The organism is Marinoscillum furvescens DSM 4134, assembly GCF_003386095.1.
GTDB classification, from domain to species: Bacteria; Bacteroidota; Bacteroidia; order Cytophagales; family Cyclobacteriaceae; genus Marinoscillum; species Marinoscillum furvescens.
The window spans coordinates 50,569-63,252 of the sequence record NZ_QREG01000023.1 but is presented as its reverse complement, the minus strand read 5'-3'; the positions used below and the strand labels follow the sequence as shown (position 1 = coordinate 63,252).

General features: G+C 43.3%; 13 protein-coding genes. 5 read left to right on the top strand and 8 right to left on the bottom strand.

The genetic code is table 11. The features are described 5' to 3' along the window. Positions 1 to 67 precede the first annotated feature (67 nt). Complete coding sequence (locus tag C7460_RS19405; protein WP_170148108.1) at positions 68 to 1,036, bottom strand: endonuclease/exonuclease/phosphatase family protein; 969 nt, start codon at positions 1,034 to 1,036, stop codon at positions 68 to 70. Between the two features lie 35 nt (positions 1,037 to 1,071). On the opposite strand from C7460_RS19405, the gene C7460_RS19400 reads away from it, so the two are divergent. After that, a complete protein-coding gene (locus C7460_RS19400) occupies positions 1,072 to 1,386 on the top strand; it encodes an Hpt domain-containing protein (RefSeq protein WP_115869796.1) in 315 nt (104 codons plus the stop codon). On the opposite strand, the gene C7460_RS19395 is transcribed toward C7460_RS19400, so the two are convergent. The 6 genes from C7460_RS19395 to C7460_RS19370 all read right to left on the bottom strand — a co-directional run bounded on the left by C7460_RS19395 (position 1,376) and on the right by C7460_RS19370 (position 9,373). Beyond that, positions 1,376 to 2,023 carry a SanA/YdcF family protein gene (locus tag C7460_RS19395; protein WP_245986485.1) on the bottom strand — a complete coding sequence of 216 codons (648 nt, stop codon included), beginning with the start codon at positions 2,021 to 2,023 and terminating at the stop codon, positions 1,376 to 1,378. The two genes, C7460_RS19400 and C7460_RS19395, sit on opposite strands and share 11 nt — an antisense overlap. A 25-nt stretch (positions 2,024 to 2,048) precedes the next feature. Continuing rightward, complete coding sequence (locus C7460_RS19390; protein WP_115869794.1) at positions 2,049 to 4,652, bottom strand: DNA gyrase/topoisomerase IV subunit A; 2,604 nt, start codon at positions 4,650 to 4,652, stop codon at positions 2,049 to 2,051. 43 nt (positions 4,653 to 4,695) lie between these two features. Further along, positions 4,696 to 5,682: a DUF1028 domain-containing protein gene (locus C7460_RS19385; RefSeq protein WP_115869793.1), complete on the bottom strand. Its 987-nt coding sequence runs from the start codon at positions 5,680 to 5,682 to the stop codon at positions 4,696 to 4,698. An 8-nt stretch (positions 5,683 to 5,690) separates the two neighbouring features. Next, on the bottom strand, positions 5,691 to 6,911 hold the full coding sequence (locus C7460_RS19380) for an alpha/beta hydrolase family protein (protein WP_115869792.1): 1,221 nt from the start codon (positions 6,909 to 6,911) through the stop codon (positions 5,691 to 5,693). Positions 6,912 to 6,916: 5 nt separating this feature from the next. Continuing rightward, complete coding sequence (locus C7460_RS19375) at positions 6,917 to 8,794, bottom strand: DNA topoisomerase IV subunit B (RefSeq protein WP_115869791.1); 1,878 nt, start codon at positions 8,792 to 8,794, stop codon at positions 6,917 to 6,919. Positions 8,795 to 8,950: 156 nt separating this feature from the next. After that, positions 8,951 to 9,373: a hypothetical protein gene (locus C7460_RS19370; protein ID WP_115869790.1), complete on the bottom strand. Its 423-nt coding sequence runs from the start codon at positions 9,371 to 9,373 to the stop codon at positions 8,951 to 8,953. Between the two features lie 81 nt (positions 9,374 to 9,454). Between C7460_RS19370 and C7460_RS19365 the strand changes: the two genes are divergently transcribed. The 4 genes from C7460_RS19365 to C7460_RS19350 are packed head-to-tail and all read left to right on the top strand — an operon-like array spanning position 9,455 to position 12,148. Further along, on the top strand, positions 9,455 to 9,940 hold the full coding sequence (locus tag C7460_RS19365) for an RNA polymerase sigma factor (RefSeq protein WP_115869789.1): 486 nt from the start codon (positions 9,455 to 9,457) through the stop codon (positions 9,938 to 9,940). After that, positions 9,928 to 10,539, top strand: coding sequence for a hypothetical protein (locus C7460_RS19360; protein WP_115869788.1), 612 nt, complete (start codon positions 9,928 to 9,930; stop codon positions 10,537 to 10,539). The genes C7460_RS19365 and C7460_RS19360 overlap by 13 nt, the downstream gene beginning before the upstream one ends. 35 nt (positions 10,540 to 10,574) lie before the next feature. Next, positions 10,575 to 11,804 (top strand): sterol desaturase family protein, encoded by a 1,230-nt coding sequence (locus C7460_RS19355; protein ID WP_115869787.1) that lies wholly within the window; start codon positions 10,575 to 10,577, stop codon positions 11,802 to 11,804. Continuing rightward, complete coding sequence (locus C7460_RS19350) at positions 11,804 to 12,148, top strand: hypothetical protein (RefSeq protein WP_147303029.1); 345 nt, start codon at positions 11,804 to 11,806, stop codon at positions 12,146 to 12,148. Before C7460_RS19355 ends, C7460_RS19350 begins: the two co-directional genes overlap by 1 nt. A 3-nt stretch (positions 12,149 to 12,151) precedes the next feature. On the opposite strand, the gene C7460_RS19345 is transcribed toward C7460_RS19350, so the two are convergent. Beyond that, complete coding sequence (locus C7460_RS19345) at positions 12,152 to 12,682, bottom strand: adenine phosphoribosyltransferase (RefSeq protein WP_115869785.1); 531 nt, start codon at positions 12,680 to 12,682, stop codon at positions 12,152 to 12,154. Positions 12,683 to 12,684 lie beyond the last annotated feature (2 nt).

Genomic DNA, 12,684 nt, shown 5'->3' with positions numbered 1-12,684 from the left:
TATAGTTTTAGATAGTCGCTCGAAAATAGTAAAAATTGGGTGTTTATCACTCAATTTTTTTTGTCAATTATTTCACAAACTTAAAGTTCATTACCACAGGTAAATGATCAGAAACCTGTCCTGCCGTTGACACTACTTCTGCTGAGACTTTTTCAATGAAATTTGAATTGTAAAGAATGTGGTCAATTTGCTCTTCCGGCTTTAATGAACTGTAAGTGTGGTTGCTCTGATCCGGAAGCAGGGCTGACGCTATGTGACTGCCTTTCATAATTAGCTCCATAGCATCCTCGCTATCAAAAGCACTGTTGAAATCTCCAATTAGTAACACGGGTGAAGAACTCGCATACTTTTCATACACCTCCAGCACTTGCGCAGCCTGATCTACCCGCGTAGCCTGGTCATAAGCTTCCATATGTACATTCATGACCACTACCAGATGGTTTCCCAGCTTTACTTCAGCGATTTGCAGTAGCCGGTCGATATAAAACTTATCCCTAAAAAAATGCTGGTTTTCCGGGCGTTGAAGGGTTATGGTATGAATCGGGTTTATCTGATAATGACTAATGATAGACTGACCAGACAAGAGTCGTCCAAATTGAAGGCTCGGAGGCCAATATGGAAAAGGTACGTAGCGCTTATTCCAGTTTATCGACTGGTAGGCATATTTATACCCCAACCTGACGGCAATAGTGTCTTGCTGATTGTAATTAAATGATCGGCTGGAGCCAAAATCAACTTCCTGTAGTCCCAGTATGTCAGGCTTTATGGTCCATAATGTTTTCAAACCGCTTTCGAGGTTTTCTTTAAAAAATGCCTCACTGCGCTCCAATGGCAAATTGTTCGTCATGCCAGAGAAATATCCTACATTGTATGTAAGCACGGAAAAAGTGTCTTTTGACTCCAGTCGCTGAATTGCAGGGTACTCCTGCAAGCGATTCGGAGCAGTTATTCGTTCAGCTGGTCCGGATGCCCAAATCACTCCCAGAATGATCAGCAGTACTGATACGAATACAATAGAAATAAAAAGTAGCTTCATTGGCATTCTATATGTCAGTAATATAATTTTAACCTATGGATTTATCGTATCTCAATTCGATCAGTGACGGGGATAAGGCGTTTATTGAGGAGTTTATTTTGACTTTTGAGTCGAATTCAGGAAAAATTCTCAGTGAACTGAAAGAAACCTGGAATGCAGGTGATCTGGACCAAGCCAGAAAACTGGCCCATCAGCTCAAACCATCTTTACAAATGCTTAGCCTGAAGACATTGGATACGGCAATTCGAATTCAGAACGAGCCAGAAACGGCCAATATGGATATGATCCTGGAAATGGAGTCTGAATGCACAGCAGCGGTAAGTGAAATGAGGGCTTTTTTCAGTCTATAGTCAGGTCCTCTCCTTCTCCCAGAAACTTCGGTTTTTTATCAAAAACGTATAAGTCAAGCACACTATTGGTTCGTGCTAGAACCTCTCGCAATGCTAGTGTCCAGGGGAGTTGGTCTTTATTGTCTGCTGAAAAGGCCACAGCGTTCATTTGGTAGTGATTAGCAATAAACAATGCTCGGTAACAATGGAAATCCTGAGTGATAATCATCACTTCGTTTTGTCCAAACACTAACTTGCAGCGAACCACAGAGTCGAGTGTTCTAAATCCTGCATAGTCCATCGTAATGTCTTCCTGAGGCACGCCTTTCTCTGATAGCGCTTTGAGCATATCACGTGGCTCGTTGTAATAGACCGTATTGTTGTCACCACTTACGATGATGTGAGAGATTACTCCGCGGTGATAAAGGTCTGCTGCTGCTGCTATTCTTTCGGCAAAGTACTTATTGGTGCCACCTTTGGTAGTGCGCTTACTGGTACCTAAAAGCAGTGCCACCCTTTTGGGAGGCACTGATTCTGTCTGATAGTATATCTGGTCCTGCGTGGATGAAACAATCCAAAAGTTGATTGACAAGATGAGTCCTGCCAAAATCCCTCCAAACAAAACCATATATTTGGTCACTTTCCAAAGCACCCGCATGCTGTGATCTTATAAGATTTCCAGGTTATGAAGGATTGTCTTCTTTTTTCCCTCCACCAAATAAACCTAACTGATTCTCTTCTTCTTCTACTTCACTTTTGATAGAGTCTTTTAGCCCTTCAATATCTACTTCGGCCTCCTTCTTGGGTTCTTCTACGATCAATTGTGCTTCTTGCACATTCTGAACCGGACATTTATTTCCTATGGCCTTCCACCCTTTTACATCCACGATTTCAGAAAGATCCATCTCTGTGGTACTCTTGCTACGCCCCTCTTTATAAGTGACCTTAGCTCTTGTAGCCGCCGTATTACTCGCAAAGACTAGCTTAGAACTTTTCGATTCTGTCACAAAGGAAAATCGCTTGTTTTGAGTAGACGTTTCCACCATGAAACGTTTCACATAGTAGGTTTTATTGTCTCCATCATAGTGAATCGCATTTACTGGCTGTTCTGGCTCAAACTTCTGCAGTGCAAGGACCTGCGAAGGCTCATAACGATTGGTGATTTCAAAGCTGGTTAGCTCATAGCTACCGTCCTTATAAAACACGATGATCTGATCCTCAGGCTTAAAGTTGCCTAGGTAATTACCTCTTTCATCTGTGTTTAGACGTCCTACTACTTCGTCATACCACATATCCAATCCACCGAGTGTAGACACCCCTGCAGCCTTAAACTGTATTTTACGCACTGGATATTTAGTAAGAATATTCCCTCCTGCACCTCGGCCTTTTATCTCAATGTCAGCAAACTCAAAATCAAAGACTTTCTTTCGTGCTTTACTGGCAGCAGTAAGGTATACAGTTATGGTTTCGGCTTCCCCATTTGGATTGGCGCTAAAGTAGAGCACTTTTGATCCTTTTCCTCCTTTGGTAAGGTCATATTCACGATCTCTTGTCACCGACAATACTTGAAATCGCTTGATCATGGTACGTCCAGATTTGGAATCTACGTAGCACATATTGTAGGTCATGCGTTCATCGCCTTTTTTAAAGACGCCTACATGTATGATGTTTTTCCCTACAAATACCTTGTCTTGAATCCGCGTGACCTGACAAACACCATCTTTTCTGAAAACGATGATATCATCAATGTCCGAGCAGTCACAAACAAATTCGTCTTTCTTGAGGCCATAACCTATAAAGCCATCAGTACGGTTTACATAGAGTTTCGCATTATTTGCAGCTACGACCGATGCAGAAATAGTGTCAAAATTCGCGATTTCCGTTTTTCGCTCACGGCCTTTACCATATTTATCCAACAGGTTTTGGTAATAAGCTATAGCAAAGTCAGTAAGATGCTCCAGATGGTACTCTGTTTCTTTTAGCTCTTCCTCGAGCTTACGCATCAGTTCATCTGCCTTGAAAGTATCAAACTTAGAAATTCGCTTGATTCTGATCTCAGTAAGTCGGATAATATCTTCCTGAGTGATTTCTCTGTAAAACTGTGGCTTATAGGGATCTAGCCCTTTATCGATGGTTTCGAGTACTGCCTCCCAGGTTTCACATTCTTCTATATCCCGGTAGATACGGTTTTCGATAAAGATTTTCTCAAGTGACGAAAAGAGTATTTTCTCCATCAATTCGCCACGCTTGATTTCCAGCTCTTGTCTTAGTAAGTCTACAGTCTGGTCTACAGAATGTTTTAGGAGATCACTTGCACCAAGGAATTGAGGTTTTTCCTCGTGAATTACACACGCATTTGGTGAAATGGATACCTCACAGTCTGTGAAAGCATACAGTGCATCAATGGTGATGTCCGGTGAGGTATTGGGTGCCAACTGTACCAGAACTTCTATGTCCTTGGCCGTATTGTCGATTACTTTTTTGATCTTGATCTTCCCTTTGTCATTGGCCTTGATGATGGACTCGATCAATGAACTAGTCGTGGTGCCATAGGGTATATCCTTAATTACAAGCGTTTTAGGATCCAGCTCCTCAATTTTAGCTCGAATTCTTACTTTACCACCGCGCTTTCCATCGTTATAATCAGTGATGTCTATTTTGCCACCGGTCTGAAAATCAGGGTACAGTGTCACCTTTTTACCTTTCAGGGTATTGATGGCACCTTGCAAAATCTCACAAAAGTTGTGAGGCATAATTTTGGTGGACAAACCTACGGCGATTCCTTCCACTCCCTGAGCCAACAACAACGGAAATTTTACTGGAAATGTAACGGGCTCCTTTTTTCGGCCATCGTAAGAAAGCTGCCATTCGGTGGTCTGAGGGTTGTACACTACTTCCAATGCAAACTTGGACAGCCGGGCTTCGATATACCTTGGCGCTGCAGCACTATCACCGGTGCGCACATCGCCCCAGTTACCTTGCGTTTCGATCAGTAGGTTTTTTTGACCAAGGTTTACAATGGCATCCGCAATGGACGCATCCCCATGAGGGTGGTACTGCATCGTGCTACCAATGATATTGGCCACTTTGTTAAACCGGCCATCATCCATCTCTTTCAGCGCATGCAATATCCTACGCTGTACAGGTTTCAAACCATCCTCTATAGCAGGCACCGCCCGCTCCATTATTACGTAAGAAGCATAGTCCAAAAACCAGTTTTCGTACATTCCCGAAACGGCCGTTGATCCATGTAGTTCTTCGTCGTTTCTTCCGTTTTCCTCACTCATGTACTCTTGTGCTTTAAGTTTTAAGTGCTAAAAATAAAACGTCTTATTGTTTCAATATCTTCTTTAAGTCCTCTTCACCCACGGTTAACACTCCATTGTCCAGCAGTCTGGGGGTAAGTGTTTTCCACTTAGAGTCCTTTTTAAAAATGCTTTTAAACATTGGGAGAGCTTTTTCCATTTCCCCAATATTGGCGAGGTTGATGGCGTGCCAGTACTGCATTTCCAGGTTGTCCGGAAACATCTGCTCTGCTCGCTCATAAAGTTTACCTGCCTTTTCAAAATCACCGGCCTCTACCGCATGATCTCCCTGGTTCATGAATTCGTAGGCCTGGTGTACTTTCCACAATCTGCGAATCTCCAGAAGCGGTTCAGCATGGTCATCTACCCGCAAATCCACCTTACGGTCTATCCAGGGCTTTCCCGTGGATTTACCCGAAACTACCAATACTGCAGCTGATTGCTTTCCCCGGATATCTCCACCTTCACGTTGAGCAGCTTCCAGCGCTAATATAAGTCGCTCAGCGAGTGGCTTGCCTTCAGAGTCTTCAAATGCACGAGCCATTGCAGGCCAAACGGTTTCTTTTTCCATTAAATTGGCTTGAACGGCATACCCTTCACCTACCAGATGGCCAGCAGCTGGAATGTTTTTACTTCCAGTATGAGATGCAGCCAGTCCGGAAGCATCGATCACACCTACTTGCCGATAGGCTTCTCCTTCATCACTAGCGATGAGTGCAGCGAGCGTTTGCTCGGCATTCAGACCTGTTTTTAGTAAGGCAAGTCCCTGAGGCCCAAAAGCTGGATTGGAAAATGACTGTGTGGCAATTGCCCCTACTCCCGCTTCCGCCCAGGTCACTACTGTGCCTACAGAAAACCAATGAGACTGAACAGCCACACCTATGTCTCCTGAGGTTTTATCATACGCCACAATGGAATAGGTATGAGTGAGAGGATTCTCTTTGTTGTACTGTGCCAGGGCACCGAACACCATTAGTAGACTTAGACAAAAAACAGTAATGATTTTATTCATGGGGGTTATTATTGGGTTTCGAGTTTTAAAAGCACTTCTATGAAAGCCTCAATGTAAGGCGATACTCCTGTGCCATGCGTAGCTCCTTCGAAGGCCGTAAAGGTTACTACCTCCTTCGATGCGCCATTAGCGATCAGTTGATCATACGTCAATTGACTGTTTTCAAAAGGAACAGTAATGTCTGCATCGCCATGATACATATACATAGGGATCGTGGGTGTCCAGTCGGTAAGGCTATTGGCTACAAGTGCATCCTTGAAATCCGGGTAATTATCAATATTGGCCAGAATATCGGCTGTTAAAAAGACGCTGAGTGTATCGTTTAATTCCTTATTGATAAGCCCGCCACTTTGTGACCCGTCAAATAACTGAGGGATTTTAGAAGCGTAAGGTTCGTTGAAAAGCTTTGGTAATGCATCTGACCAACCATATGCTTCTGCATAACCGTACGCTACAAAAGCCATGTAGAACGGCTGATGGTAGGTCTCTAACCCAAAGAAGTACTCTTGAAATGCCTTCACATCATACCCTCCAGAGGATGGAAACGAAGCTTTCAACTCAAAAAAACTGACGCCTTTTTCTTCTATATGCTTATGAGTGGCCATGGTAGAATAGCCTCCCTGCGAATAACCTCCAAGGTATAGCTCTCCATCCAATGCCAAGTCATTGGCTGTGGCCAACTCGCGAGCAGCGTAGATGGCATCTATGGTAGCCGTGGCTGTGAGTTCTTCCACATAGTAAGGGTGCACGTAATCGGCCGAAGCCCCAAATCCGATCAGATCTGGTACTACCACTACTTGTCCTGTACTGGCAAGTGACGACAAGAAAATATTGGTTTGGCTGTTGATGGCTTGATTGGTAGGTGCCTCAGCATCTGAAGCTATCGTACCATGCTGAAAACTAAACACTGAAAATGCTTCATTTTCACCTTCCTCATTTGCTGGCAAGATCACCAATGTAGAAGCTTCAATCTCCTGGTTTTGGTACATAGTAGTATACCTCACCTTGAAAAGGTTGACGTCATGCGTCATCGCCTCACTGCTGATATCAAGACCAGAAAAACCTATAAATCCACGAAGATCACCACTTCTCCAGGTACCAAAGCTTTCATCCGCTACCAAAGTAGACGGACTCTCTTCCGGCTTGGGTGTCTCATCTCCTCCATCCGAACAGGACCATAAGCCTGCCATCAAGACAAAACATGCTACATATAATTGGGTCGTTTTCATCAATATCAGGCTACTACTTGCTTCTGCAGATCTTCGTCTATCAGATCCTTTTCGATTCTCAGCCTGTCAATGATAAATTCCTGACGATCAGGGGTGTTTTTACCCATGTAGAACCTGAGCAAATCTTTGATTTTCGTGTCCTTTTGCAGAATCACTGGCTCTAAACGGATATCATCTCCGATAAAGCCGCCAAACTCTTCTGGCGAGATTTCACCCAAGCCTTTAAATCGAGTGATTTCTGGTTTACCGCCCAACCTGGCAATAGCATCGCGTCGCTCCTGCTCACTGTAACAATAGATGGTTTCTTTTTTGTTCCTCACTCTAAAGAGCGGTGTCTCCAGTATGTAAACATGGTTGTTACGAACCAACTCAGGAAAGAACTGCAGAAAATAGGTGAGCATCAATAGGCGGATGTGCATTCCGTCTACATCTGCGTCGGTAGCAATCACTATTTTTCTATAGCGAAGCCCTTCCAATCCATCTTCTATGTTCAGAGCGTGTTGCAGTAGGTTAAACTCTTCATTTTCATATACCACCTTCTTGGTTTGCCCAAAACAGTTGAACGGCTTGCCTCTTAAACTAAAAACAGCCTGAGTCTGCACATCACGTGACTTGGTAATAGATCCACTAGCACTGTCCCCCTCTGTGATGAAAATCATCGTTTTGTCGAGCACCTCTTCTTTACCACGCTTATCGTTGTAATGAATACGGCAGTCGCGTAATTTTTTATTGTGCAGGTTTGCTTTTTTGGCACGTTCGTTAGCTAGTTTTTTAATCCCTGCAATCTCTTTTCGCTCTCTCTCTGACTGTAAAATACGTTTTAAGAGCGCATCGGCTGTATCGCTATTTCTGTGCAGAAAGTTATCTAGCTCAGTTTTAATGAAGTCATTGACGAAGGTACGCATGGTAGGTCCGTCCGGAGCTACATTCTGTGACCCCAACTTAGTTTTTGTCTGACTTTCGAATACTGGCTCTTGTACTCTTACTGCGATGGCTCCTACAATCGATGCTCGCACATCAGCCGCATCGAAGTTTTTGCCATAGAAGTCACGAAGTGTCTTTACAATAGACTCACGCAGTGCCGCCAGGTGTGTTCCTCCCTGGGTGGTGTGCTGGCCATTCACAAAGGAATAATACTCCTCGCCATATTGATTGGCATGAGTAAGAGCCACCTCGATATCGTTACCTTTCAAATGGATAATTGGATACCTTAATGCTTCTTCGTCTGTTTTTCGCTGAAGCAAATCAAGCAACCCATTTTCTGAATGGTACTTCTTGCCATTAAAGTTGATGGTAAGACCTGCATTTAGGAAAGCGTAATTCCACAGCAGGTTTTCTAAAAATTCTGGACGGAAATGGTAATTCTTAAACACCGATTCATCCGGCTCAAAAATGGTGGCAGTACCATTGCGCTCAGAGGTTTTCTCAATCTTAGCATCATTGATAAGCTCTCCCTGTTCAAACTCTGCGGCTTTGGTTTCACCATCTCTATAAGATTGCACTTTGAAGTAATTACTCAGTGCGTTTACAGCTTTGGTACCGACTCCATTCAAGCCTACAGACTTTTGAAAGGCTCCAGAGTCATACTTACCACCCGTATTGATTTTACTCACACAGTCCACCACTTTACCCAGCGGAATTCCACGTCCATAGTCACGTACTTCTACCCTTCTGTCTGTCACTTTGATGTGAATGGTTTTGCCATGTCCCATCATATGTTCATCTATGGAGTTGTCTATTATCTCCTTTACGAGTACATAGATACCATCATCATGCGCAGATCCATCACCTAACTTACCAATGTACATACCCGGTCGGAGCCTGATGTGCTCCTTCCAGTCTAGTGATTTAATACTGTCTTCGTTGTATTGAACGTCCGCCATACTTTTTAAGTCAATTCGAGTAGATTGAAACTGTCTTAAACCAAACTAAAATCGGAATTTATACAAAAATTCAGATTTCAAAACGTGTTAAAAACACTGATAACTTAGGATTTTGATTGAAATCATCCTCCTTAATAAACTGCTATTCAGTGAGTTTTACCGCTTAGAAAAAACCAAATAAAATAATCCTACAAACCAGGCGACCAATAGAAACGGCCCCAGGTAATTGAGGTATGCAAAACTTGCCGGGTCCAGATGAGTGGTGTTATTGATCACACCGATGAAACCGATTATCAGTGTAAGGTATATGTTTACCACAAAGCCTAAGCCTCTCATCCATGCTTTGAGGGGATCGCCCGAAAGCCGCTTTTCATTGAGCTTTTGAAATGCCAGCAACACGATGTTGATGACTATAAATCCAGTGATCGTGTAATAGAAGAAAGTTTCTTTATGGAGCTGGTAACCCCCAGGTGCCGTTTCCAGACTAACCTGAACAGGCAAATAGGCATAAACCATGAGGAGAATACCTAAAAAAAGAACAATGGACAGGAATTTCAAAAAGTTGACAACTTTTACCATAATTATGCTCCGGGGTGTAATATTTGAAGACCAGACTCTACTAATGAGAGCAAAAGTAGGTCACTCTAACCACATTCACCTTTGACTGAACAAGAATTTATCCACCATATACAACAGCATCTGGGCATCATTCAAAAGATTGTATACCTGTATTGTGATGATCCTATTGACCGGGAGGATCTTACACAGGAAATTCAGCTCCAGGCGTGGCGTGCAGTTGATAAGTTTAAGGGTGCTTCCAAGTTTAGTACATGGCTCTATCGGGTGGCTCTCAATACCGCCCTCACCTACCGGAGAAAACTGAAACCACCCCTATCCTCTCTGGAAGCACAAAAAAATCTACGCTACACTCCCACAGAATCCAGTGATCGAGCCGAACTGCTGATGCGAGCTATTCGGCAGCTTTCAGACATCAATAAAACGATCATTACGCTGCACCTGGAAGACTTTGACAATGGCGAAATAGCCGAAATACTGGGAATGACTCCTAATAATGTAGGAGTAAAACTTCACAGAATAAAACAGCAGCTATCAAAGAAACTAAAGGAATGCACATGGACGAATTGAAAGACCTATGGAAAGAAGTAAACATCGCAAATGCTGACGCTGAGAAGCAAACAAGTGATGTAATCCATGGAAATGCAGTAAAACGCTCCTCTGCTCCTATGGAAAAACTGCTACGCGGCATACGTTCCAAGGCCTATTTCGCTATAGCGTTCGCGTTGGTCTTTGGAGCTATCATCCCTATAGCTATGCCTGTGGTGTCCCAGTATCTCCTCATTATTCTTTTTGCTGCATATGTGAGTGGATCCATTTTACTTTTTCAAGAATATCGAATCCTCAAAGCAGGAATCGACATGACACAAAACGTACGTACAAGTGTCAAAAACTACAAGAAGCGTATTGAAAAGGTATTGCGGTACGAGGAACACGTGGCATTATGCCTATACCCCGTCTGCGCTGCAAGTGGATTTTTACTGGGGTTTCAGTGGATGGCTGGAGAGCAACCCATATTAAACAGCACAAAGTCCTGGATTATTTTTGGTGTGGTGATCCTTGTTAGTACAGTGGTTGGTTATTTCCTGGCTCGCTACCTCAACAAAAAAGCTTTTGGTCCTTACCTAAAACAATTGGAAGAAAACCTTAGTGAGCTTGTCGAAGAATAATTCGATTGGCTAAAGGATTTCCTATTTTTAAGGGTATGAACATTGACCCCATTATTTTAAGTATACCCCTATACTTTACCCTAATAGCCATTGAGCTGATGATTCAGCTCGTTCGTAAGAGGCAGATCTACCGGCTAAATGACGCCATGACGAATATTTCATGTGGGATCACCCAGCAAATAACCGGGGCGTTTATTAAGGTTGCCATGGTAGGAGTTTATCAGATGGCATTCGAATATTTGGCGGTGTTTCACCTACCCAATTCATGGTGGTACTGGCTACTCCTGATTCTTGGCGTTGATTTTTGTTACTATTGGGGGCACCGAATGAGTCATGAAGTCAACTTGTTTTGGGGTGGTCATGTAGTGCACCACCAGAGCGAAGACTACAACTTTTCTGTAGCATTACGCCAAGGGTCTTTTCAAGCTTTGTGGACGTTTTGGTTCTACCTTCCTCTAGCCATTTTGGGCTTTAACACCCTGGACTTTCTCCTGGTCTCGGCACTCAATACAGTATATCAATTTTGGATTCATACAGAAACCATTGGGAAGTTGCCTAAACCGATTGAGTGGATATTTAATACACCGTCACACCACCGGGTACATCATGGCAAAAACCCCAAATACATTGATAAAAACCATGCGGGATCACTGATCATTTGGGATCGGATTTTTGGGACCTTTCAAGAAGAGGAAGAACGCCCCACTTATGGCATTACCAAACCCATCAACACCTGGAACCCAATAAGAGCTAACCTGCAACATTATTTAGATATGGCTCGTCAGCTTCGCGAAACACCAGGTTTTTTCAATAAGCTAAAAGTGACGTTTTACAAACCCGGATGGAGACCAGAAATACTTGGAGGCCCCATTCAAGTTGAAGAACCGAATTCTGATACTTATCAAAAATTTAATGCGAACACCTGGCGTCATTTGCAGGTGTATCTCTTTTTTCAATTTATAGCCATTCTCGGTATTACCTCCATTTTTCTTTTTACCCGTGATCAAATGAATATCGTTCAGCAGCTTACGTTTGGAGGGTTCATTATTTGGTCCGTGGCTCAGTTCGGAGTTCTATTGGAACAGAGTAAATGGCAAGCACTAGAGTATCTGCGATTAGTAGCATGTGGAATATTAGTTTACGCTATTTCCCCTTCTCCCTATTTTTTCATCCCAACTATTGTTCTGAGTATTGGTTCATTAGTTGCCTTCTACCTAATTTCGCGTGCTCCGGCACCTACTATCAAACAGAGTATACCACACTGATGAATCGTATTTTTCCACTGATGCTTGTATTCCTTTCCGCTTGTTATAGCACTCCTGAGATCGATGGGTTTGATGCAGCCTCGTGGGAGCATTCAAAACTTACCTGTAAAGACAATAGGCTGTCTCATGCGGAGTTGCTCGTGAGTCAGCAAGAAAAACTCCTGGGAGAAGGCCAGGCTGAAATCAAAACACTTTTAGGCCAGCCTACAGAACATGAACTGTACAATCGCAATCAGAAATTCTTCTACTATTCGTTGATAGCTGATGATGACTGTATAGCCAAAAGGCTATCAGTAAGGTTTGATGCACTAGACCGGGTAAAGGAAATCCGAATTATCCAGTAAAACCTAAGAATAGGTAACAAGAGCATGCACCTCCTTATCAGCAAGCTTTGCTCTACCGTTTAGAAAAGCCAGCTCCACCAAAAAGGAATACCCCACCACTTCACCTCCAATTTTCCGAATGAGCTCAGCGGCCGCAGCAGCTGTTCCACCTGTGGCCAAGAGGTCATCGTGTATTAATACTCGTTGCCCGGGAGCAATGGCATCAGTATGAATTTCTACTTCAGCCGACCCATACTCCAAATCATAGCTATGCCTGATGGTAGTATATGGTAGCTTACCCACTTTTCGTACAGGCACAAAAGGTACATCTAAACCCTGAGCAAGCGGAAGTCCATACATAAACCCCCGTGATTCGATGCCCACAATCACATCGATCTGCGCCTTTTTCCAATAATTTAGAAAAGCTTCGCTTACCGCTTTACTTATCTCCGGGTTAGCCAATACCGGAGTAATGTCTTTAAAAACAATTCCCGGTTTTGGGAAATCAGGGATGTCACGGATGGTTTGCTCTAGTTTTTGGGTAATGTCTGACATGT

Coding starts and splice junctions, on each gene's coding strand:
- C7460_RS19375 (WP_115869791.1), bottom strand. CDS start 8,794: ATGGCGGACGTTCAATACAACGAAGACAGTATTAAATCACTAGACTGG.
- C7460_RS19395 (WP_245986485.1), bottom strand. CDS start 2,023: ATGCGGGTGCTTTGGAAAGTGACCAAATATATGGTTTTGTTTGGAGGG.
- C7460_RS19370 (WP_115869790.1), bottom strand. CDS start 9,373: ATGGTAAAAGTTGTCAACTTTTTGAAATTCCTGTCCATTGTTCTTTTT.
- C7460_RS19380 (WP_115869792.1), bottom strand. CDS start 6,911: ATGAAAACGACCCAATTATATGTAGCATGTTTTGTCTTGATGGCAGGC.
- C7460_RS19355 (WP_115869787.1), top strand. CDS start 10,575: ATGAACATTGACCCCATTATTTTAAGTATACCCCTATACTTTACCCTA.
- C7460_RS19345 (WP_115869785.1), bottom strand. CDS start 12,682: ATGTCAGACATTACCCAAAAACTAGAGCAAACCATCCGTGACATCCCT.
- C7460_RS19405 (WP_170148108.1), bottom strand. CDS start 1,036: ATGAAGCTACTTTTTATTTCTATTGTATTCGTATCAGTACTGCTGATC.
- C7460_RS19390 (WP_115869794.1), bottom strand. CDS start 4,652: ATGAGTGAGGAAAACGGAAGAAACGACGAAGAACTACATGGATCAACG.
- C7460_RS19385 (WP_115869793.1), bottom strand. CDS start 5,682: ATGAATAAAATCATTACTGTTTTTTGTCTAAGTCTACTAATGGTGTTC.
- C7460_RS19360 (WP_115869788.1), top strand. CDS start 9,928: ATGGACGAATTGAAAGACCTATGGAAAGAAGTAAACATCGCAAATGCT.
- C7460_RS19350 (WP_147303029.1), top strand. CDS start 11,804: ATGAATCGTATTTTTCCACTGATGCTTGTATTCCTTTCCGCTTGTTAT.
- C7460_RS19400 (WP_115869796.1), top strand. CDS start 1,072: ATGGATTTATCGTATCTCAATTCGATCAGTGACGGGGATAAGGCGTTT.